General features: G+C 42.4%; 20 protein-coding genes. 3 read left to right on the forward strand and 17 right to left on the reverse strand.

The genetic code is table 11. From position 1 onward, the window contains the following. Positions 1 to 154: 154 nt before the first annotated feature. The 5 genes from C4B60_RS06035 to C4B60_RS06055 form a co-directional block, all read right to left on the reverse strand. A complete protein-coding gene (locus C4B60_RS06035) occupies positions 155 to 631 on the reverse strand; it encodes a MaoC/PaaZ C-terminal domain-containing protein (RefSeq protein ID WP_104057103.1) in 477 nt (158 codons plus the stop codon). A 116-nt stretch (positions 632 to 747) separates the two neighbouring features. Continuing rightward, on the reverse strand, positions 748 to 1,689 hold the full coding sequence (gene mdh, locus C4B60_RS06040) for a malate dehydrogenase (protein ID WP_104057104.1): 942 nt from the start codon (positions 1,687 to 1,689) through the stop codon (positions 748 to 750). Positions 1,690 to 1,756: 67 nt separating this feature from the next. Further along, positions 1,757 to 3,025: an NADP-dependent isocitrate dehydrogenase gene (gene icd, locus C4B60_RS06045; RefSeq protein WP_104057105.1), complete on the reverse strand. Its 1,269-nt coding sequence runs from the start codon at positions 3,023 to 3,025 to the stop codon at positions 1,757 to 1,759. A 113-nt stretch (positions 3,026 to 3,138) separates the two neighbouring features. Then, positions 3,139 to 4,257: a citrate synthase gene (gene citZ, locus C4B60_RS06050; protein ID WP_104057106.1), complete on the reverse strand. Its 1,119-nt coding sequence runs from the start codon at positions 4,255 to 4,257 to the stop codon at positions 3,139 to 3,141. A 226-nt stretch (positions 4,258 to 4,483) separates the two neighbouring features. Then, on the reverse strand, positions 4,484 to 4,951 hold the full coding sequence (locus C4B60_RS06055; RefSeq protein WP_104057107.1) for a DUF441 domain-containing protein: 468 nt from the start codon (positions 4,949 to 4,951) through the stop codon (positions 4,484 to 4,486). A 69-nt stretch (positions 4,952 to 5,020) separates the two neighbouring features. Here C4B60_RS06055 and ytvI point away from each other — a divergent pair, with 69 nt between their 5' ends. Next, positions 5,021 to 6,148 (forward strand): sporulation integral membrane protein YtvI, encoded by a 1,128-nt coding sequence (gene ytvI, locus C4B60_RS06060; RefSeq protein WP_104057108.1) that lies wholly within the window; start codon positions 5,021 to 5,023, stop codon positions 6,146 to 6,148. 13 nt (positions 6,149 to 6,161) lie between these two features. On the opposite strand, the gene C4B60_RS06065 is transcribed toward ytvI, so the two are convergent. The 9 genes from C4B60_RS06065 to C4B60_RS06105 all read right to left on the reverse strand — a co-directional run bounded on the left by C4B60_RS06065 (position 6,162) and on the right by C4B60_RS06105 (position 18,050). Continuing rightward, entirely contained in the window at positions 6,162 to 6,551 is a 390-nt protein-coding gene (locus C4B60_RS06065; RefSeq protein WP_104057109.1) for an FxsA family protein, read from the reverse strand. Between the two features lie 139 nt (positions 6,552 to 6,690). Beyond that, positions 6,691 to 8,448 (reverse strand): pyruvate kinase, encoded by a 1,758-nt coding sequence (gene pyk / locus C4B60_RS06070; RefSeq protein WP_104057110.1) that lies wholly within the window; start codon positions 8,446 to 8,448, stop codon positions 6,691 to 6,693. A gap of 36 nt (positions 8,449 to 8,484) precedes the next feature. After that, entirely contained in the window at positions 8,485 to 9,444 is a 960-nt protein-coding gene (gene pfkA, locus C4B60_RS06075) for a 6-phosphofructokinase (RefSeq protein ID WP_104057111.1), read from the reverse strand. 348 nt (positions 9,445 to 9,792) lie between these two features. After that, on the reverse strand, positions 9,793 to 10,761 hold the full coding sequence (gene accA, locus C4B60_RS06080) for an acetyl-CoA carboxylase carboxyl transferase subunit alpha (protein ID WP_104057112.1): 969 nt from the start codon (positions 10,759 to 10,761) through the stop codon (positions 9,793 to 9,795). Beyond that, a complete protein-coding gene (gene accD, locus C4B60_RS06085) occupies positions 10,755 to 11,621 on the reverse strand; it encodes an acetyl-CoA carboxylase, carboxyltransferase subunit beta (protein ID WP_104057113.1) in 867 nt (288 codons plus the stop codon). The genes accA and accD overlap by 7 nt, the downstream gene beginning before the upstream one ends. Positions 11,622 to 11,712: 91 nt before the next feature. Beyond that, entirely contained in the window at positions 11,713 to 12,273 is a 561-nt protein-coding gene (locus C4B60_RS06090) for a FadR/GntR family transcriptional regulator (RefSeq protein WP_245153880.1), read from the reverse strand. Between the two features lie 69 nt (positions 12,274 to 12,342). Continuing rightward, positions 12,343 to 13,581, reverse strand: coding sequence for an NADP-dependent malic enzyme (gene ystJ / locus C4B60_RS06095; protein ID WP_104057115.1), 1,239 nt, complete (start codon positions 13,579 to 13,581; stop codon positions 12,343 to 12,345). Between the two features lie 183 nt (positions 13,582 to 13,764). After that, entirely contained in the window at positions 13,765 to 17,088 is a 3,324-nt protein-coding gene (gene dnaE / locus C4B60_RS06100; RefSeq protein WP_104057116.1) for a DNA polymerase III subunit alpha, read from the reverse strand. A gap of 26 nt (positions 17,089 to 17,114) precedes the next feature. Beyond that, on the reverse strand, positions 17,115 to 18,050 hold the full coding sequence (locus C4B60_RS06105) for a DHH family phosphoesterase (RefSeq protein ID WP_104057117.1): 936 nt from the start codon (positions 18,048 to 18,050) through the stop codon (positions 17,115 to 17,117). 88 nt (positions 18,051 to 18,138) lie between these two features. Between C4B60_RS06105 and C4B60_RS06110 the strand changes: the two genes are divergently transcribed. Then, the gene (locus tag C4B60_RS06110) at positions 18,139 to 18,477 is read left to right on the forward strand and encodes a YtpI family protein (RefSeq protein ID WP_104057118.1); all 339 of its coding nucleotides are present in this window, start codon (positions 18,139 to 18,141) and stop codon (positions 18,475 to 18,477) included. Positions 18,478 to 18,498: 21 nt separating this feature from the next. On the opposite strand, the gene C4B60_RS06115 is transcribed toward C4B60_RS06110, so the two are convergent. Beyond that, a complete protein-coding gene (locus C4B60_RS06115) occupies positions 18,499 to 19,809 on the reverse strand; it encodes a CBS domain-containing protein (protein ID WP_104057119.1) in 1,311 nt (436 codons plus the stop codon). 132 nt (positions 19,810 to 19,941) lie between these two features. Continuing rightward, positions 19,942 to 20,622 (reverse strand): metal-dependent hydrolase, encoded by a 681-nt coding sequence (locus C4B60_RS06120; protein WP_104057120.1) that lies wholly within the window; start codon positions 20,620 to 20,622, stop codon positions 19,942 to 19,944. A gap of 195 nt (positions 20,623 to 20,817) precedes the next feature. Between C4B60_RS06120 and C4B60_RS06125 the strand changes: the two genes are divergently transcribed. Further along, a complete protein-coding gene (locus tag C4B60_RS06125; protein WP_104057121.1) occupies positions 20,818 to 21,912 on the forward strand; it encodes a M24 family metallopeptidase in 1,095 nt (364 codons plus the stop codon). Between the two features lie 42 nt (positions 21,913 to 21,954). Here the strand turns inward: C4B60_RS06125 and ald are convergent, their stop codons facing one another. Beyond that, positions 21,955 to 23,073 carry an alanine dehydrogenase gene (gene ald, locus C4B60_RS06130; RefSeq protein ID WP_104057276.1) on the reverse strand — a complete coding sequence of 373 codons (1,119 nt, stop codon included), beginning with the start codon at positions 23,071 to 23,073 and terminating at the stop codon, positions 21,955 to 21,957. Positions 23,074 to 23,139: the final 66 nt, after the last annotated feature.

Here is a 23,139-nt window from a genome sequence, read left to right on the forward strand (position 1 = left end):
AATTTCGAATTGTATAAGATAGACTTCTTTAGGTTTCCCTTTTTGGAGTCAGCTACACTCTTATTATTTTTTTGGGCGAATTCATCAAATTAAACGGAATGAATGTAAAAAGTCCTGCTGTGGAGTTCAGCAGGACACTTAGTAAATCTTTATTCTAGAAATTATCAAGTGCAGAGCTTTCGAAACGCTGCAGCTTGTGTGGAGGACAAACTGTAACAGATCCTGATACCACATTATCTCCACTTTCATCAATCGCATTCACTTTAATTTCCACTTTCGCATTAGAACGATCAATGGAGGTGACTTCAAATATAAATTCCACGGTAGAATAATGCGGAAGTGCTTTTGGGAACGTAAGACTTTGCGCCAATATATGGGAGCCTGGTCCGGGCAGGTATTTTGATATTGCAGAAGTAACGACCCCCGTCAGCATAATGGTTGGTACGATAGGTTTTTTATAAGGTGTTTGTGAAGCATAATCATGCTGAATATATAATGGATTCGCATCATTCGTCAGACCTAAAAATAATAGCAGATCCTTATCTTCTATTTTTTCTGTGAGTGTTAATTTCTCCCCGATGGTCATGTCCTCTATATTTCGTCCAAGCTTCCTTTTCTTCCCTAATAACATGATGATTCCCCCTTGTTCACCTTTGTTACCTCTCATTGCTTGAAATAAGTGTAACACTTTTCAGTTAATTATCAATGTAAAAAAGGAACCGCCTGTATGACGATTCCTTTTGCAGTTTAGTTTGTCAAAGCTCCCATTACGCTTTTTACGGAATCCACTGACTTTTGAAGCTGAGTCTTTTCATCTTCAGTAAGCTCAAGTTCTACAATTTTCTCTATTCCATTGCCGCCAAGAACGGTTGGAACGCCTAAGTAGATCCCTTCAAAGCCATACTCTCCTTCGAGGTAAGCAACAGAAGGAAGTACGCGCTTTTGGTCCTTAAGGATCGCTTCCGTCATTTCCATTAAAGAAGCAGCAGGAGCATAATAGGCAGATCCGTTGCCTAATAAAGCAACAATTTCTCCTCCGCCTTTACGAGTGCGTTCAATAATAGCATCCAAACGGTCTTTAGGGATCAACGTTTCAAGCGGGACTCCACCGGCATTAGAATAGCGCGTTAACGGCACCATATCATCACCGTGTCCACCAAGCACAAAGCCCTGAATATCTTTTACAGACAAATTCAATTCTTCTGCAACAAATGTATTAAATCTGGCAGTATCTAAAACACCCGATTGACCGATGACACGTTCTTTTGGAAAACCGGATTCTCTAAATACCGTGTAGGTCATAGCATCTACCGGGTTTGAAAGTACAAGAATCGTACTGTTTGGCGAGTGAGCTGCTACTTCCTTTGTTACAGCTTTCATGATTTTTTCATTTGTCTGAACGAGATCATCACGGCTCATCCCGGGCTTCCGCGGAAGACCTGCTGTAATAATAACGACATCTGAATCTGCAGTATCTGCATAGTCGGAAGTTCCTTTAATGGTTACATCATATCCAAATACCGGACCTGCTTCCAGCATATCTAAAGCCTTCCCTTTTGTCGGATCCTCGTTTTGCGGAATATCAACAAGCACGATGTCGCCAAGCTCCTTCTGTGCCAGAAAAAGTGCTGTCGTTGCTCCAGTAAACCCTGCTCCAATGATGGAAATCTTATTACGCTTGAAACCCATTAAAATTCCTCCCTATTTTTATTATGGTTATAGAGAAGGAACCAGACTCGCTGGTTCCTCTGCTTACTTACATATTGTCAATCAGGGTAGTTCCAAATTCTGAGCATTTAACCTCAGTTGCTCCATCCATCAGACGGGCAAAATCATAGGTTACAACTTTAGAAGCAATTGTTTTTTCCATTGAAGAAATAACAAGATTAGCAGCTTCATTCCATCCAAGATGCTCAAGCAGCAAAACGCCTGAAAGGATTACAGATGATGGATTCACTTTATCAAGACCTGCATATTTTGGTGCAGTTCCGTGAGTCGCTTCAAAAATTGCATGGCCTGTGTCGTAGTTGATGTTTGCTCCAGGAGCAATTCCAATTCCGCCCACCTGAGCTGCAAGCGCATCTGAAATATAGTCTCCGTTAAGGTTCATAGTAGCTACTACATCAAACTCTGCCGGACGAGTAAGGATCTGTTGAAGGAAGATGTCAGCAATTGAATCCTTGATGATGATTTTGCCTGCAGCTTCAGCATCGCTTTGAGCTTTGTTTGCAGCATCAAGACCATCTGTATCTTTAATTGCATCGTACTGTGCCCATGTAAATACTTTTTCGCCGAATTCTCTTTCAGCAAGCTCATAACCCCATGTTTTGAAAGCACCTTCAGTGAATTTCATGATATTGCCTTTGTGTACAAGTGTTACAGATTTACGGTTTTCAGTTAACGCATATTGGATCGCTGCACGTACGATACGCTCTGTACCTTCTTTTGATACAGGTTTTACACCGATACCTGATGTTTCAGGGAAACGGATATTTTTAGCTCCCAGTTCATCCTGAAGGAAAGAAATTAGCTTTTTAACCTCATCAGAGCCTTCTGCAAATTCAATACCTGCATAAATGTCCTCTGTGTTTTCACGGAAAATAACCATGTCAGTGTCTTCCGGGCGTTTAACCGGTGAAGGTACTCCTTCAAAATAACGAACAGGGCGCAGGCAAGTGAATAAATCAAGCTGCTGACGAAGCGCTACATTTAGTGAACGGATTCCTCCACCAATTGGTGTTGTAAGAGGTCCTTTAATGGCAATGAAGTATTCGTTAATGGCATCAAGAGTTGCCTGAGGCAGCCATTCACCAGTCTGGTCAAATGCTTTTTGCCCTGCAAGAACTTCCTTCCAAACGATTTGTTTTTCGCCATTGTAGGCTTTCTCAACAGCTGCATCAAGTACGCGGGAAGCAGATGCCCAAATATCCGGGCCTGTACCGTCTCCTTCAATAAATGGGACGATTGGATTGTTTGGCACATTTAATGTACCGTTATCGACTGTAATTTTTTCACCTTGTGTCATTTGTTTTCCCTCCAGCTTCATTGTTTGGGACTGGCTTATAAATAAGCCAGTCCCGCTTATAGCATCTAGTTCATTACATCAGTTATTGCTACATTTGTAAACTGTAAATGAAATTAACCTCTGTTTTCAACCGGTACATATTCCTGCATTCCAGGGCCGATATAATCGGCACGTGGACGGATCAGGCGGTTGTTTGAATACTGCTCTAGGATATGAGCAAGCCAGCCGGAAACACGGCTTACAGCGAAAATAGGCGTGAACAGATCGTGGTCGATGCCCAGGCTATGATAAACAGAAGCTGAATAGAAGTCCACGTTTGGCGGAAGTTCTTTTTCAGATGTAACAATTTCTTCGATTTTGATCGACATTTCATACCACTTTGTTTCACCGCTGATTTCTGTCAGCTTTTTAGACATCTCTCTTAAGTGCTTTGCACGCGGATCTCCCTGGCGATATACACGGTGGCCGAAGCCCATAATTTTTTCTTTATTTTCCAGCTTTTTACGAACAATTTCCTCAGCTTTATCAACAGAATCAATTTCAGTAAGCATTTTCATAACCTGCTCATTGGCACCGCCATGAAGAGGTCCTTTTAATGCACCGATCGCAGCTGTGACACCTGAATATATATCAGATAATGTCGCAACACATACACGTGCAGTGAAGGTTGAAGCATTAAGCTCATGATCAGCATGCAGGACAAGCGCTTTATTCATCGCTTCCTCCTGGATATCTGCAGGCTCTTCTCCAGTAAGCATGTACATAAAGTTTGCAGCAAAGCTTAGATCCGTTTTAGGTGCAATCGGGTCTTTCCCCTGACGAATACGGGAAAATGCCGTCACAATGGATGACATTTTTGCCTGCAGACGAATAGCCTTGCGGTAATTTGCATCATCCTCCATAACATCCGCTTCCTCATCAAAGAGACCTAATGCTGAAACCGCTGTGCGAAGTGCCGCCATCGGATGAACATCTTTAACAGGCATTGCTTTTAACTGTGCAAGAACTTCGTCAGGTAACGACATATTCTCTGCAAGCTGCTGTTTGAGCTCACTTAACTCGCTTTCAGTTGGTAGACGCAGATGCCATAGTAAGTAAATAACCTCCTCGAAGCTTGCGTTCTCGGTCAGGTCATCAATATTGTAACCGACGTATGTAAGTGTGTCATCAATAATTGAGCTGATAGACGACGTAGTCGCAACGACACCTTCCAGTCCTCTTGTTGCTGTCATACTTATCTCTCCTTCAAAATGTATTTTAGCCTTTCATAAGCTCTTATACAGGCCTAATCAAGAATAATTCATGAGCAGTCTCTTAAATTGAGCGGTTGCTCAGCATTAGAAAGCATGTTTCAGCAAAATGCTGCAAGGATGCGCTTTCATTCCCCATTATAATCAATAATCTGAACTTTGTGAATGAAAACGCATAAATTTGCTTATTTATTTTTCCAAAATCCCCTCATATCTGACTAATCCACTCATAGACCCTCATCGCAGAATAGGCAATTCCGGCTCCTATTAAAGGACCTACTGCGATTCCTTTAAATAATGCAACAGCTAAAACCGTACCTAAAACAAGCGCAACGGTTATATGCGGATCATTTTGCAGAAGGGAGACTCCGCCCTTTGCTATTAATGCAACTAAAATTCCAGAGCCTAACGCAATCCAGGCATATGGTGACTTTACCGCATCAGTCAGTTCCTTAAACCCGATAGCCCCGCTGGCAATAGGAGCCAGTACGGCAATCGTAATAATGGTCACCCCCCAATTAACGCCTTTAGATTGAATCGCTTCAAAGATTTTCTGGTCTGTACCGGCTACTTTTATGACCAATAATAGCGCTACAGCGAAAATCAGCGAGTTGTTTTTGGCTGCTATGCCAATTCCAAGCAAAAGTAATAAAAATAATAAGGCCTGATCCATCATCCGAAATCCTCCTGTAAGTCGATCATTTTTTTAGCTCTCTTTTCATACAAATAAAAAAGCCCTTAAGAAATGTTGGTGTTAATAGTGAACCAGAATCTGATGCTTTCCCGGCTTATTTTGCTTGTCACGGGTCTATTTTTTGCCCTGATAGCAACGATTGCAGCCTATCAATTTATGCTTCCCGTTCTTGCAGGAGGAATACTCTCGCTTTTTTTATACAGCCCTTCTCAAAGGCTGCACCAATTCAGCAGGCTCCCGCTTACTTTATGTATAACGATCATTATCCTCTGCTTTTGCACAGCAAGCACCGGGCTCATCATTATTGTGGGCGCTTTATTCTGGAATGACATCGTCCGGCTCGTCGAACAAATTCCAGCTCTTTTCAAAATGCTTGCAGATGCAGTTCAAAATAGTTTTTATCAATTACTGCCGTTGATTACTAAAATTGAGAACTGGACTCATTCAAAGGGACTTATTCCTGATTATACCACTGACAGTCTTTTACGTTCGCTTGAGAAGCAATTTACTGAATTGATTCAAAAAGCGGGAGAGGTTCTGTTTATTGAGCTTTCGCTTTTTCTTTCTACACTTCCCGGCATGCTGTTTGAAACTGTCATTACCCTCTTATCCTCCTTCTTTTTTATAAAGGAAAGAGAACGATTAACGTTAAAAATAAAAGCTCTCTTGTCAAGTTCCTTTCGTTCACATGTTAAAAAGGTTGCAGCGGCTATCCGCTTTTACACATGGTCCTATGTTCAAGCTCAAATGCTGTTAACTGCAATAACAGCCGTAATTGTACTTTCAGGTCTTCTGATCCTTAAAATTGATGGCGCACCTGCTATCGCTTTGGCGGCTGCTCTCTTAGATTTAATCCCTTTAATTGGGACAAGTGCTCTTTTTTTACCCTGGATTTTTTACTGCTGGATTAATGAATTGAATTCTCTTATGATCGGATTGATCATTATTCAATCTCTCCTTGTAGCTTCAAGACAAATTCTTGAACCAAAAATAATTGGACAAACTCTCGGAATTCATCCGTTTATCACGTTTCTGCTTATTTACCTGAGCTTCCAGAGCTTTGGATTTATGGGAATCATTTTTTCTCCCCTTATTCTTTTACTTATCAGCACCTTTATAAAATCAGGAACCGCTTCTCTGATCAAAGAGTACATAAAAAATGGAACTGTCCTAAAATAAGGACAGTTCCATTTTATTGACGATAAATAATAAGATTTCCTTTTCCTGCCCGTTTGCGGAACCAATTATAAATCAGCGGTTTAAATCCGTTTCTCGTTCGGGGAATCAGAAGCAAAAACCCTGCAATGTCAGAAATAAATCCCGGTGTGAGCAACAGAACTCCACCAATCAAAATACAAACACCGTCAAGCACAATTTCTCCTGCGGGTTTTTGAACACCCATTTGATTTTGAACATTACGGATTGCCTGAAGTCCTTGGGATTTTGCTAAATAAGCACCAAATACACCTGTAGCGATTATTAACAGGAATGTAGGGAGAACGCCTATGGCATTACCTATACTTATTAAAACAGCAATCTCTATAGCTGGTATCACAATTATTAAAAGCATGAGCCATCTCAACTGTCTGATCCTCCTTTGCTTGTTGCATCAACTACAGTATACCATACCCCGCTATTATCAAACAGAATTAGACCCGTAAAGTAAAAAACGGTAAATAAAAAACCTGTCATTTCCTTAAAGGAAACAACAGGTCTGCTTTTTATAATACACTTGCGTGTCCGTTATAAACAACACCGCGTTCTGCATCAACTGTTACAACCTGATTATCCTTGAATAGAGAAGTTGCATTCTCCACCCCAACGATAACCGGCAGGCCAAGATTCAGGCCAACAACAGCTGCATGGCTTGTCAAGCCGCCTTCTTCCACAATTAAAGCAGCACATTTTTCGAGTGCCGGGACCATTTCTTTATCTGTGCCAATTGTTACCAGTACAGAGCCTTCCTTCACCTTATCAAGAGCTTCAGAAGCATTAGAAGCAATTACTGCGCGGCCAAAGCCTGATCTGCGCCCGATGCCCTGTCCTTTTGCCAGCACATCGCCCACAATATGGATCTTCATCAGGTTCGTCGTGCCTGATTCACCGACCGGCACACCCGCCGTGATGACGACAAGGTCACCATGCTTTACGCAGCCGCTATTTAAGCTCTCAGAAACCGCCATATCGAGCATTTCATCCGTTGTAGCAGTCTGTCTGCCCACTTGCGGATAAACACCCCATACAAGTGCCATACGGCGTGATACAGCCGAATCAGCTGTAACTGCGACAATTGTTGCCTCAGGACGGTATTTTGAGATCATGCGTGCCGTATGACCGCTTTCTGTAGGAGCAATAATTGCATTTACTTCCAAATTCAATGCAGTATGAGCAACTGCCTGGCCAATCGCATCTGTCATATTCGGTTCAAACCGTTTGCTTCGGTTAGAGAGAATCGTTTTGTAATCAAGTGCAGTTTCAGCACGAGAAGCAATATCGTTCATTGTTTTTACTGATTCAACCGGGTAGTCACCAGCTGCGGTTTCCCCGGAAAGCATAATTGCATCGGTTCCATCAAAAATAGCATTCGCAACATCACTTGCTTCTGCACGGGTAGGACGCGGATTGCGCTGCATTGAATCAAGCATTTGAGTCGCAGTTATAACAGGTTTTCCAACAGCATTACATTTTCTGATAAGGTCTTTTTGTACAAGAGGCACTTCCTCAGCAGGAATTTCAACGCCCAAATCTCCACGGGCAACCATCAGACCGTCAGATACTTCCAGGATTTCCTCGATGTTGTCCACACCTTCCTGGTTTTCAATTTTTGGAATGATGTTAATATCTGCACCATTTTTCTCAAGCAGCTCACGAATTTCAAGAACATCTGATGCACGGCGTACAAAAGAAGCGGCAATAAAATCAACCTTCTGTTCAATTCCAAACAAAATATCCTGTGCATCTTTATCGGTAATACCTGGAAGCTGTACAGATACACCTGGAACATTAACACCTTTTTTGTTTTTCAAGGTGCCGCTGTTAAGAATTTTCGTGCGGATTTCTCTTGCATCACGGTCAACAGATAATACCTCAAGACCTATAAGTCCGTCATCTAAAAGGATTTTAGAGCCTGCGTCAACATCCTCTACAAGACTTTCATAGGTAATCGAAAATTTCTCAGTGGTTCCGACTACTTCTTTCATGGAAACAATAATTTCATTTCCTGCTTCGAGATGGATTGCTCCGTTCTCCATTGTATTCGTACGGATTTCAGGTCCCTTAGTATCAAGCAGGATCCCGACGTTTTTGCCTAGTCTTGAAGCTGCTTCACGGATATTTACAATTCGGGCTCCATGTTCTTCGAAGTCCCCGTGTGAAAAGTTGAGACGGGCTACATTCATCCCGGCTTCCATTAGCTGGGTAAGCTTTTCAATGCTTTCACTTGCAGGACCGATTGTACAAACTATTTTCGTTTTTCTCATAATGATGTTGAACCTCCTAATAGCGATTAGTCTTTATTAAATTGATAGTTCCTGTGACAGGCGGTATAAATCTTTGTCAGCTCTTCTTTTCATTTTCAGCGCTTCAATGATGTCATAATCTACAAGCTCATTTTTTTCGATCCCAACAGCTCGTCCACCTTTGCCATTCATCAGGATTTCAACAGCACGCGCACCTAAACGGCTTGCAAGTACGCGGTCAGCCACCGTAGGAGAGCCTCCACGCTGGATATGCCCCAGTACGGAAACACGCGTCTCAAGAGCGATCTTTTCTTTCAGTTTTTCTGCTAATTCGTTACCGGACATAACTCCTTCAGCTACGATAATGATACTGTGCTTTTTACCACGCGCGTGCCCTTTCAGGATGCGCTCGGCAATATTATCCATATCATGCGGGTCCTCAGGAATTAAAATCGTTTCAGCTCCACCGGCCAAACCTGTCCACAGGGCAATATCACCAGCATTTCGTCCCATAACCTCTATGATAAAGGTACGTTCATGCGAGGTTGCTGTGTCTCTGATTTTGTCAATTGCATCAATTACTGTATTCAAGGCCGTATCAAACCCGATTGTGAAATCTGTTCCAGGGATGTCGTTATCGATGGTGCCAGGCACTCCTACACACGGATACCCATGCTCAGTCAGCGCTTTAGCTCCCATATAAGATCCGTCTCCTCCGATCACAACGAGGCCTTCAATGCCGAATTTTTCAAGCTGCGCAATTCCTTTTTTTTGACCTTCTACTGTTTTAAACTCCTCACAGCGTGCAGAATAAAGCTTAGTGCCTCCGCGATGAATAATATCACCTACTGAACCAAGCTCAAGCTTTTCAATATTTCCGGAAATTAATCCTTGATATCCCTGATAGATACCGTAAACTTCTAAACCGTGAAAAATCGCTTTCCTCACAACTGCACGGACAGCCGGATTCATACCCGGTGAATCTCCGCCGCTTGTTAAAACACCTATTCTTTTCATTATTAGAAATTCCCACCTTTTTGAAAAAATGTATTTATTATGTTAATTATTTCACACAGGTGTAAATACCTTGTGAAGTTGGGTATACAAGTTATCGTTCTTCCTCATTTAAAATACCATGAAGAGTGGCTGTTCTCAATCATTAGAGGACAGGTTAAGGAAAAGACGAAATTATCATGCTACTGTAAGCGGTTAATAGACATTAAAATTCGATTTTTTGACATAATTCTATCATATTCTACAAATTTCATGTTTTTTTAGCAGATTCTGATACAAACGTTCACTTGTAATTCAATTAGCGTGGAAAAAAAAAACGTGTACTGAAAAACAGTACACGTCTACTATTCCCTAAAGGATTTCACTCAAAACAGAATGAGACCCAATTTTCTGGAATTTTTCATGTCTGTGGGCTACAAGCTCTTCCGGTGTAAGCTGTGTAAGCTCGGTTAAAGACTTGTAAAGAACAGCGTCTATTTTTTGCGCCTGCTCCTTAATCCCATGATGGGCCCCGCCTCTGACTTCCGAAATAATTTCATCAATAATTTTCAGCTCTTTCAGATCCGGTGCAGTGATTCTCATTGATTCAGCTGCTTTTCGGGCTAATGATGCATCTTTCCACAGTATGGATGCTGCCCCTTCCGGAGAAATAACCGAGTAAGTAGAATTTTCAAGCATATGCAAATGATTACCGATGCCAAGCGCTAGAGCACCGCCGCTCCCGCCTTCACCAATGACTACACAAATAACCGGGACTGTCAGGCCGGCCATTTCAAAAAGATTGCGTGCGATCGCTTCACTTTGTCCTCTCTCTTCTGCAGCTTTTCCAGGATAGGCACCCTTAGTATCAATGAAACAAATGATCGGCCGGTTAAATTTCTCAGCCTGCTTCATTAGACGAAGTGCTTTACGATAACCCTCGGGGTGGGGCATGCCAAAATTGCGGCGAATATTTTCTTTCGTTCCCTTACCGCGCTGATGGCCAATAATCGTTACAGGCTTCCCTTTATAAAAGGCGATACCTCCAACAATTGCATGATCATCGCCATACAAACGGTCGCCATGAAGCTCAACGAACTGTTCAAATAATTCATTAATATAATCAAGCGTCGTCGGTCTTTCGGGATGTCGTGCGATTTGTACACGATCCCATGGCTTAATATTACGGTAAATGTCTTCTTCTAATTTTACAAGACGTGATTCAAGCTTTTCAATTTCAAGGGATAAATCAACGTCTGAATTTTCTGTAAAGGTTTTTAATTCGCTGATTTTTTCTCTCAGCTGAACAAGCGGCTTCTCGAATTCCAATTCGTTTACCATGATGTTACCCCCTGCTCATGTATAGCTAGAACCGTCGTGATTCTTTCCCGGAGCTCATTTCTTGGAATGACTGCATCCAATTGCCCGTGCTCGAGCAGGAATTCTGCTGTTTGAAAATCTTCAGGCAGTTTTTCGCGAATGGTCTGTTCAATAATTCTTCTGCCGGCAAAGCCGATTAATGCACCGGGTTCTGCAAAGTTATAATCTCCAAGTGAGGCAAAGCTCGCAGATACCCCGCCTGTTGTTGGATGCGTCATGACCGATATAATCAAGCCGCCTGAACTGCTGTATTTTTTTAATGCAGTGCTCGTTTTGGCCATCTGCATTAACGAAAGAACTCCCTCCTGCATCCGGGCACCGCCGCTTGCAGTAAAAATAATAAATGGAACAGAGAGCTTTTCAGCCTGAGCAATAGCCTGGGAAATTTTCTCTCCTACTACAGAGCCCATACTGCCCATTCTGAAATGGGAATCCATTATTGCAATAACCGTTTTATAGCCGTTTATCTCGGCTGTACCGGTGACAATCGCTTCATTAAGGCCTGTTTTCTTAATATCCTTTTCGATCTTCTCCATATAATCAGGAAAATTCAAAGGATTTAAAGAGGTCATTTCCTTGTTGGTCTCAACAAAGGTATCTGAATCCACCAGGTTATTAATGCGCTCCTGTGAGGTCATTGGGTGATGATAGCCGCAATGAAGACACACCTTGGCATTTTTTTTCACTTCTTTTGTGTACATTATTTTTTTGCACTTTGGACATTTTGTCATAATTCCTTCAGGTACATCATGCTTTGCATTTTCTGATGGAATCGTAGCATACTTTTTCTTTTTCGATTTAGCGAAAATATCTTTAAGCAACGCAAATCCTCCCCCCGCGTGTAAATTACGATAAAATGCTCTTCGACTCCCTGATAAATTACATGACCTACACGTTACTTTGTTTATTAGGTTATCTGGTCATTGTACAAAAAGAGCGGATAAAATCAATATTTTTTGATAACAATGCTTCTTTTAACTTATTAATATTCTCTTCTTCTAGAGACTTACCATCTTTAGCTTTACCTTTGTCAAAATCATGCAGAACAAGCCAGACCTTATATGCCAGCTGATTTCCTGAAGATTTTAGCAGAAAAGATTTTATTTGGGAAATAGATGTCAATTCCCCCTGCTTAAATCGGAGCAAAATCGAGTCGGCCAGCGACTTGATCATTTCTTCATGTCCCGACAGTAATCGTTTAATTCCTGCAATTTCAATCCATTCCTTCATCTCAGCTACATCGTTTTCAGCCTGTCCATGCTGAAGAATAAACATACCCAGCAGCTCGACTAAATGATGATCCCGAAAATCTCTGAGGAATGTACCTTCTCCATGCCGGGTCTCGATAAGCCCGAGCAGTTCTAAAGCCCGGAATGCTTCCCGGACTGAAGACCTGCCGACTCCCAAGCGTTCTGACAGCTCCCGTTCTGAAGGAAGCCTGTCTCCGGAGGTTAAACGGTCATTTTGTATCATTTCTTTTAGTTTATGAACGACTGAAATGTACACTTTTAAATGAGGGGAAGTTGGCTCAGCGAACATTACCTACTCAGTCTTTCCGATTTGAGAAAGCTGTTCAGTTTTAATTCTGATCTCCTCAGGATCTACTTTTCTTCTTGCCACTCCAGTTTCCATCGCCGATTTTGCCACTGCAGCTGCTACAGCAGGTGCTACTCTTGGATCAAAAGGCGCAGGAATGACATAATTTTCATTCAGCTCAGCATCGCTGATTAGGGAAGCGATTGCTTCTACAGCCGCTCGCTTCATTTTTTCATTAATATGTGTAGCTCGTACATCAAGCGCCCCTCTGAAAATCCCAGGGAAAGCAAGTACATTATTTACCTGATTAGGGAAGTCAGAGCGGCCAGTACCGATCACTTTCGCACCAGCGCTTTTTGCCAATTCAGGCATAATTTCAGGTACAGGATTTGCCATTGCAAAAATAATCGCTTCATCATTCATTGTATTAACCATCTCTTCAGTTAATGCTCCTGCAACAGATACGCCGATAAAAACATCTGCATCATGGATCACATCAGCTAGAGAGCCATCTAGACGTTCACGGTTTGTGATTTTTGCTACGCCCTGCTTTACTTCATTCATTCCGAAAGGACGCCCTTCATAGACTGCACCTTTAGAATCACACATAATAATATCACGTACACCGTAGCTGTATAAAAGATTGATAATGGCAATTCCCGCAGCTCCTGCTCCATTCATAACCACTTTAATATTCGAAATCTCTCTGTTCGTAATCTTAAGTGCATTTAAAAGACCCGCTACCGTTACAATCGCTGTTCCGTGCTGATCGTCATGAAAAATTGGAATATTCGTTTCCTTCTTTAGTCGCTCTTCGATTTCAAAGCAGCGCGGAGCAGCAATATCTTCTAAATTAACTCCTCCAAAAGTAGGCTCCAGCAGTTTAACAGTTTCAACAATTTTATCGATCTCCGTAGTATTTAAACAAATTGGAAAAGCATCAACACCGGCAAAGCTCTTAAATAGTACTGCTTTTCCTTCCATTACAGGAAGCGCTGCTTCAGGTCCGATATTACCAAGCCCAAGAACAGCCGTGCCGTCCGACACAACTGCAACCATATTGCCCTTCATCGTATAATCATAGACGGTTTCTGGTTTATCATAGATCTCTTTGCATGGTTCTGCCACTCCTGGAGAATAAGCAAGACTTAAGTCCTCTGCATTTCTAACGCTTACCTTTGATTTTGATTCCAGCTTCCCCTGATTAACTCTGTGCATATGTAGTGCTTCATCGCGTAATGACAACTTTGTTCACTCCCTGATTGTATTGAGGATATTCCCCTATATTTAACAATTGGTCAGACCACATCATTTTCTCTAACCCACTATATCAAAAATTCCTTTAAAAAAGCAATTTATTATTCCAAAAGAAAAGAAGGCAAAGGTAGACTTCCCTTAGCCTTCAAATTGAGTTTACCGCTTCTTTTATTACTTGATCACCACATTCGATTCCCCAACAAGATTTTTTAATTGAGCAGGCAGCGGACCATGAAGATACACCCACTCAGACGCCTGAAGCTGAAGGGTACGTCTGGTTTCTTCTATATGAATCACAACCGGCGCATCCCCTTTATACCTGCTGCATAGCTCTCTTATTTTACTAATGGTATCTTCTTCTTCAAGACTGGAAGGTACTTTAATAAAAAGTTTATGGTTGCTTTCGTCTGCTTTAAAATCCTTTGCAAGCTTTACTTCCTGAAGGATGACCTGAAGCTTCCCGTTTCGCTCTTCAGCCTTCCCTTTTACGATAACAACAAATCCCTGCTTTAAAATGGCTGATGCATGGCGGTAGGTATCAGGAAAAGCAACTGCATCAATATCACCTGAAGCATCACTGAGAACGGCAAAAGCCATTGCTTCTCCTTTTTTTGTGCGAATCATCCTGACCTCCGTAATAAGTGCACCAAAAACGGCAGTGCCTGAGGAAAGCTCCGCAATCGGGACAGCCCGAAGAGTCTCTAATTTTTCCTGAATTGCCGTTACAGGGTGGGCGGACAGATAAAGGCCCAGCACCTCTTTCTCAAAGGAAAGCTTCTCTTCGGCAGGCATTGGGGACTTTTCAACATATTTAGGGGAGATGGAAAAATCGTCATCAAAAAGCCCCCCATCCTCACTCTTCATTAGAGAGGCATGCTCTAAAGCTACATCCAATGTAGCAAGCAGTGTGGATCTGTCTTTTGAGAAATCATCCATTGCTCCCGAAAAGACCAGCGCCTCTAGTATTTTACGATTAATTGACTTAGCAGGCACCCGGACACATAAATCAAAAATATCTTTATACGGCTTAGACTCCCTACTTTGGATCAGGTCAATTGCCGTGGCTTTTCCGATTCCTTTAATCGCACTAATACTATAGCGGATGCCCTCCTGTTCAACAGCAAAATACCGCTCGCTTTTTTGAATGGAAGGAGGAAAGACCTTTATATTCAGCCGCTCACATTCCCTGACATACAAACGAAGCTTATCTTCATTCCCTGTTACAGAGGTCATTAAAGCTGCCATAAAATGCTTAGGGAAATGGGTTTTTAAGTAGGCGAGCTGATAGCCGATCAGGCTGTAGGCAACCGCATGACTTTTATTAAAGCCGTAATTTGCAAAGCGCACAATTAAATCATAGATTTCATGTGCAGTTCTTTCTTCATATCCTCTTTTTACCGAGCCCTCTACAAAGCTTTTTCTATGAAAATCGAGCTCTTCTTTTTTCTTTTTGCTGACCGCCCGTCTAAGCACGTCTGCCTGGCCAAGGGAGAATCCCGCCATTTGAGCAGCGATTTGCATAATCTGCTCCTGATATACAATAATGCCATGGGTAGAGGATAAAATAGATTTCAAATCAGGATGGGCATAGCTCACTGCTTCTTTTTTATGTTTCCTTTTAATAAAAACCGGGATGTTTTCCATTGGACCCGGACGGTAAAGTGCATTTACTGCAACAATATCGTCAAAAGATGTAGGAAGAAGCGTTCGCAGAACATTCTTCATGCCGTCTGATTCAAGCTGGAATATTCCGACTGTCCAGCCCCTGCTTAACAGTTCGAACGTCTTTTTGTCATCAACAGGAATATCTTCAATGCGAAAGCGGGCGCCTTCTTTTTGATTAACCGAGTGAATAATCCGTTCAAGGAGAGTTAGATTCCGCAGGCCCAAAAAATCCATTTTTAATAATCCAATATCCTCTAAAAGATCCATCGGCCACTGGGTTAGATATACCCCCTCCTGTCCATCCTGAAGCGGAACGATCTCAACAAGCGGACGGCTGCTGATGACTACTCCTGCTGCATGGGTTGAGGTATGTCTTGGGAGTCCCTCTAATTTTTTTGCTGATTCAAACCATTGCTTATGCCGGGAGGACTGATCTGCAAATTGCCTTAGAGCGCCTGACTCCCTGTAAGCTTCTTCAAGCTTAATGCCGACCCTAGATGGGATCGACCTCGAAATGACTTCCATTTCACCGGTTGAAAAACCAAAAACACGGGCAGTATCTCTCGCACTTGCTTTTGCAGAAAGTGTTCCAAACGTAACGATTTGCGCTACGTGCTTTGAACCGTATTTCTGAGCAACATAATGAATGACCTCATCACGTCGATTATCAGGAAAATCAATATCGATATCAGGCATTGAAATTCGTTCAGGGTTTAAAAAACGTTCAAACAATAAATTGTATTTTAGCGGGTCAACCTGTGTGATTGATAAGGCATAGGCAACAAGAGAACCTGCTGCCGATCCCCTGCCCGGACCCGTGAGGATTTTTTTATCTCTTGCAAACTTCATAAAATCCCAGACAATCAGAAAATAATCGTTAAAGGACATTGAATCAATAACATTCAATTCGAACGCTAATCGTTCCGTATAGGCAGACGGGACGGGATCCATTTTTCGTTTCAGCCCCTCAAGACATAGATGCTCGAGCACTTCTTTTGCTGTAACATCATCTGGAACTGGGAATTCTGGTAGTGATAGCTGGGTAAAATCTAATGTTAGATTACAGCGATCCGCAATTTTTAATGTATTTTCAAGCGCATCAGGAAAATCTGCAAAAAGCTCCTTCATCGACTCTTTTGATCTGAAGGAGTAATCCCCCTCAAGCCTCGGACTCTCAAGCTTAATTCCATCGCGGATTGCGGTTATGACTTCATAGCTAAAAGCGTCCTCCTCTTCAAGATAGCGTACATCCCCAGTTACTGCCGTTTGAAGATCAAAAGACTCTGCAAAGTGTGCCAGCTTCTTTAGAAGCTCTTTACCCGAAGAATTATTATGATCCTGCAAAGACAGATAAAAGCTATCTTCTCTAAATATTTTCTGATAAAGAAGTATCCGCTTATGCGCCAGATCATTCTCATCATTTTGAATCAGCTGTTCAATTTCTCCTTCACTTCCGGGAGTCAGCGCAATAAGTCCGTCTGAATAAGATGACAGCCATTTTCGGGAAATGCCTTTTGAAGGATTGGTCATAAGAACACTTGATATTTTAATAAGGTTTTTGTACCCTGTTTGGTTTTTTGCAAGCAGAACAAGAGGATATGGGCGGTCATCTTCTTCCGCGAGAACATCGGCTGTCATACCAATGATCGGCTTTATGTTTTCCTTTACGCAAGCCCGGTAAAAAGGAACGACGCCATATAGAACATTACGATCTGTTAAAGCAACCGCCGGAGAACCATCCTTTTTGACTTTATCCACCAAAGCAGAAAGCGTAACCGGGCTTGATAAAAGATCAAAAGAGCTTGTAATCTGTAGATGTATATACGACATTTCTGCTTTCCCTCCTCTTTTAGGAATTAAAGCTCACATAGCTTTTGAAGCTTCCTAATAATTTCATCCGCTTCATGCCAGTTCGTAATAGATGCACCGGCTGCCAGAGGATGCCCTCCTCCGTTATGCTGTTTTGCCAGCCCATTTACAATTGGTCCTTTTGAGCGAAGTCTTACCCTGATTTCACTTGCTTCTTCAATAAAAAAGACCCATGCTTTGATTCCTTTCACACTGCTGAGTGAGCTCACTAAAAGTGATGCTTCAGACGGAGTGGCATTATATTCGCCTAAGAGCTCTTTTGATAGCTTAATATAGGCTGCGCCATTTTCATCAATGGAAAAGTGCTGGAGAATAAACCCCTGCAGCTTCAAAACATGAGATTCCATTTCATAGAGGGAATTAAATAATTCATTGCGGTCGAAGCCGTATTGTATAAGCTCACCTGTGTAATCGAATGTTTTTTGAGAGGTGCTTGGAAAGAGAAATCTTCCAGTGTCCCCCACAATTCCCGCAAAAAGCAGTCTTGCTGCTTCAGTATTCATTTTCAGTCCATCTTCTTTTCCTGAAAGATAAAGTTCATAAATCATTTCACTCGCTGAACTTGCAGAAGTGTCCACCCACAATAGATCTCCGTATGGATCTTCATTCGGATGATGATCGATCTTAATCAGCTTGTCCCCTAATGGGTAGCGCTGGTCATCTACCCGCGCTTCATTGGCTGTGTCACAAACGATGACGAGAGAATCTTTATATACATCATCTGTTACCTTATCCATTTCGCGTAAGAACGTCAGGGATTTTTCTCCTTCTCCTACTGTGTAGACTGTTTTATCTGGAAAAGAGGCTTTTATAATTTCTGCCAGACCGCCCTGGGAGCCGTATGCATCAGGGTCAGGTCTTACATGGCGGTGGATAATAATTGTGGAATATTCCTTAATCATTTCAACGATTTGTTTTTTCATTTCAATCTTCCCTTTCAAGATCATAGTGGCAATAAACCCGAATTCCGGCTACAATGTGAGAGAATGAGTCTTAATTGGAGGAGTTTTCATGCTGATCTTTGTTTTTTTGATTATTTTTTCTGCTGTATCCTATCTTTATTTTAAAACGAAGCAAATCCGGTCGCCAAGACCTGTGGAAAAGCAATGGCAGGCAAGCAGAGCTGGCATAGCTTTAGGTGTAGGAATCGGCTTATTTGGCATAAATCAATTATTTTTATTTAATTTTGAGATGTCATCAGATTTAATTGTAACGTACATTATTGCAGCTGCCTTCATCTTAGTTGGATTTGGCAGCGCATGGCTTCGCTATAAAGCCTTTAAGCAGCTTACACCTTTTCTGGCAAAAGAAAATGAAGAATGGGATAAATATGAAAAGCAGCAATCCTAAAAAACGGCCGAGGCCGTTTTTTTATCGGTCCAAAAGCTGAACCATCATCATCGCCTTGCCGACGAGATTTCCTTCGCTGAACACTTCTACATCTACCTTGCCGAACTTTCTTCCTACATCAAGGAGCCTTGGGTTAATCTCAATGATGCTTTCCATTTGAACCGGTTTAATAAAATAAATAGTTATATTTTCAATGACCAGATCACCGCGTTTATAATCCCGAAGCGTACGGTTTGCTGCCTCTGTTACAAGGGAGGTAAAAACCCCATAGGAGATGGCGCCAAGCTGGTTGGTCATTTGAGGCGTTACCCTGAACTGATAGGGCTTGTCAGCATTTTTTTCAACTGTCAGCTCCTTAAACACAAGATCATCAATCGTTTCACCTACTTGCGGCTGGCGTTGAATCATTTGCATCGCCTTGAGAACATCCTGCCTGCTGATCACCCCGTGTAAATGCTGCTGGTCATCCACTACCGGCAGCAGCTCGATGCCTTCCCAAATCATGATATGAGCCGCCGATGCGACGCTTGTCTTTAAGCTGACTGTTAAAGGCGACCGGGTCATTAACCGTTCGATCGGCTCCTCGCTGCTCTGTCCAAGAATGTCCTTTGACGTTACCATTCCCACTACCTTTAATGTATGGGCGTCCACTACAGGAAAACGGCTGTGGCTGGTTTCTTCATTAAGCTTTGCCCAGTGGCTCACCGTATCCTTGGAGGTTAGAAAATGAGCCCGTTCAAAAGGAATTAATATATCTTCCACGAGGACAATTTCTTTTTTAATTAATTGGTCGTAAATTGCACGGTTAATCATTGCCGCAACCGTGAATGTATCGTAGCTTGTGGAAATAACTGGGAGCTCTAGTTCATTGGCCAGCTTCTTTGTCGCCTCATCTGCGTCAAACCCGCCGGTAATGAGTACTGCAGCTCCCGCTTCTAGGGCATGGGCGTGTGCCTGTGTACGGTTTCCGACAATTAAAAGATTACCTGCTTCGGTATATCGCATCATCGCTTCAAGCTTCATCGCACCGATTACAAATTTATTCAGTGTTTTGTGCAGGCCTGCCCTGCCGCCTAACACTTGTCCATCTATGATGTTTACAACCTCCGCAAAGGTCAGCCGCTCAAAGTTTTCTTTCTTCTTTTTTTCAATCCGTATCGTTCCGACCCGTTCTATCGTACTGACAAGGCCCTGATTTTCTGCTTCTTTTATTGCACGGTAAGCAGTTCCTTCACTCACTTCCATATGCTTAGCAATCTGGCGGACAGAAATCTTGTTTCCTACCGGAAGTGAATCAATATGCTGTAATATTTGTTCATGCTTTGTGGCCACAGTCTTTCCCTCTCCTTCAATCCGATCATGTATTCGCCTTTTTATTATACTCACTATTGCCCGTATCGTTCAATGAAAGGGAAAAGATATAAAAAAACTGCCGGCAAAAAGTGAACCGGCAGTACATTTTTATTAATATTCAATTGACTCTCCTGCTTCCATAACTTTCCCTTGCCCTTCCTTGAGCAGCTGAACAAATTTCTCCGGATCCTGCTTAATAGGAGGAAATGTATTGAAGTGAATCGGCACAACCGTTTTCGCTTGCAGTAATTCGGCTGCATAGGCTGCATCCTCAGGTCCCATTGTGAAATTATCTCCAATTGGCAAAAATGCGATATCAATTGGATGACGTTCCCCAATGAGCTTCATATCGCTGAAAAGAGCTGTATCTCCAGCATGGTAAATCGTTTTGTCTTCTGCCATAAGTAAAACGCCTGCAGGCATTCCCGTATAGATAATCTGGTTATCCTCTGTCGTGTAGGAAGAACCATGAAATGCCTGAGTAAGCTTAACTGTACCAAAATCAAACGTAAAAGCTCCTCCTATGTGCATGGGGTGTGTTTTTAACCCCTGCCACTCCAGATATGTAGCCAGTTCAAAAGGAGCGATTATAAGTGAATCATTTTTTCTGGCAATGTCAATCGTATCACCAACATGGTCGTTATGGCCGTGGGTCAAAATAATCACATCAGGTTTTTCGTTTTCCGCTTTCAAATCCGTCATTTCATTTCCATTAATAAAAGGATCAACTAAAATTGTGGTGCCATTGGTTTCCACTTTAATAATGGAATGACCGTGGTAAGATATTTTCATTTTGAACATTCCTCCTCAAAAGAATTCCTTTCTTTACCCTTTCCCTATCCCATTTTGCCAAAAACCCCTGTTTTATAAGAAAATTTTAAGAGAATACCAGCTTTCCGTTAACTTCATTGTCCATTTTACAAACTGTTTTAATATTGCTACGATTTAGTAGAATACAAGCTCGATCGTGTATAGGAGGAAGTCAAATTGACAAACAAAATTAATCAGATTCAACAGTATCTTACAGACAATTCCCTCAATGCTGCTTTTTTAACTTCGACCGATAATATTTACTTTACAACGGGTTTTAGAAGTAACCCGCATGAGCGGTGGCTCGCCGTCTTTATTCCTTTATCAGGGGAGGCCACCCTGATCTGCCCTGGAATGGAGGAGCCCGAGGCGCGCCATTCAGGATGGAAGGGACACATTATCGGCTACAGCGACACTGAAAATCCAATTGCCTTATTACAGCAGGAGCTAGAGAACAAAAATAGCAAAATCTCTACTCTAGCAGTTGAAACTTCTCACTTGACTATTGATAGACTTACGGTATTAAAAAAGTCATTTGGCGAGTTTTCTGTTCAATCAATTGACGCTGCACTCAACGATATGCGGCTTATAAAAACGGAGGAGGAATTAGTTCTTCTCAGAAAAGCAGCCGAATTAGCCGACTACGCAATCGATGTTGGATGTAAGGAGCTTGCTGAAGGAAAAACGGAGCTGGACATTCTTGCAGCGGTTGAATATGAGCTTAAGCGTAAAGGCGTTACAGAAATGGCGTTTTCCACAATGGTGCTGACGGGAAAAAACGGAGCTTCCCCTCATGGAACCCCCGGGCTTTCAAAGGTGCAAAAAGGCGATTTAGTGCTTTTTGACCTTGGTGTGGTGTATGAAGGCTACTGCTCTGATATAACAAGAACGGTCGCTTTTGGGGACATTACGGACGAGCAGAAAAAGATTTATGATACGGTGCTTGCTGCGCAGCAAAAAGCTCTTGAAATGGTTAAGCCTGGTGTTAAGGCAAGTGAGCTGGATAAAGCGGCAAGGCAAGTCATCGAAGATGCAGGTTTTGGAGATTTCTTTCCACACCGTCTTGGGCACGGGCTAGGAATAAATGTTCATGAATATCCATCTATTACATCGGAAAATGACCTCGAGCTAAAGGAAGGTATGACCTTCACCATCGAGCCTGGAATTTATGTACCGAACGTTGCTGGCGTAAGAATTGAAGATGATGTACTCGTTACAGGGGACGGCTATGAAACGCTGACCACATTCCCGAAAACTCTTCAAACCTTTTAAAGCGGACAAATAAGAAAAGGATGCCATTTTGGCATCCTTTTCTTATTTAACAAGCAGTTCTCTTACTTCTGCATACTCCAGCCCGTGTGCCTCTGCCACTGCCCGATACGTAACAAAGCCGTCAGCACAGTTAATTCCTTTAAGAAGAGCTTCATTTGTCAGACAAGCCTGTCTGTAGCCTTTATTTGCAATCTGTACTGCATATGGAACTGTCACATTTGTAAGAGCAATGGTTGATGTGCGCGGAACCGCTCCAGGCATATTGGCCACTGCGTAATGCACAACATCATGCTTCGTATAAGTTGGTGCGTCATGTGTTGTAATACGGTCTGTTGTTTCGAAGATGCCGCCCTGGTCAATGGCGATATCCACGACAACCGCTCCAGGCTTCATGGATTTTATCATTTCCTCTGTAACAAGCTTAGGTGCTTTAGCACCTGGAATTAATACTGCTCCAATGACCAGATCAGCCTCTGCCACGCTTTCTGCAATATTAAGCGGATTGGACATTAAGGTTGTAACATCCTTTCCAAATAAATCATCCAGTTGGCGAAGACGATCCGGACTTAAATCTAAGATGGTCACATCTGCGCCTAAGCCTACTGCCATCTTAGCCGCATTCGTGCCGGCAACACCGCCGCCGATAACGGTTACCTTCCCGCGTGCCACTCCAGGAACGCCAGCCAGCAGAATGCCCATCCCGCCATGGATTTTTTCAAGAAATTGTGCGCCGATTTGTGTAGCCATTCTTCCTGCTACCTCACTCATTGGAGTTAATAGCGGCAGTGAACCGTTAGGAAGCTGAACAGTCTCATACGCGATCGCAATTACTTTATTGTCAATTAACGCTTTTGTAAGCTCAGGCTCTGGAGCAAGATGCAAATATGTAAATAGAATAAGTCCTTCTCTAAAGTAGCCGTATTCACTTTGAATCGGTTCTTTCACTTTCATGACCATATCAAAAGACCATGCCTCCTGTGCTGTCAAAACAATTGAAGCACCGGCGCTGATGAAGTCTTCATTTGTAAAACCTGATCCTGCTCCAGCTTCATGCTCAACAAATACCTCATGGCCATTGTTTACCAAATGATAGACGCCTGATGGTGTTATCGCTACTCGGTTTTCGTTGTTTTTAATTTCTTTAGGAATTCCAATGCGCATTAAAAGCCCCTCCAATTAATCAATTCTCCTCATCCAGTTTTGCATGTAAAGCCCTGCAAAATAGCA

Source organism: Jeotgalibacillus proteolyticus (genome assembly GCF_002926065.1).
GTDB lineage: Bacteria > Bacillota > Bacilli > Bacillales > Jeotgalibacillaceae > Jeotgalibacillus > Jeotgalibacillus proteolyticus.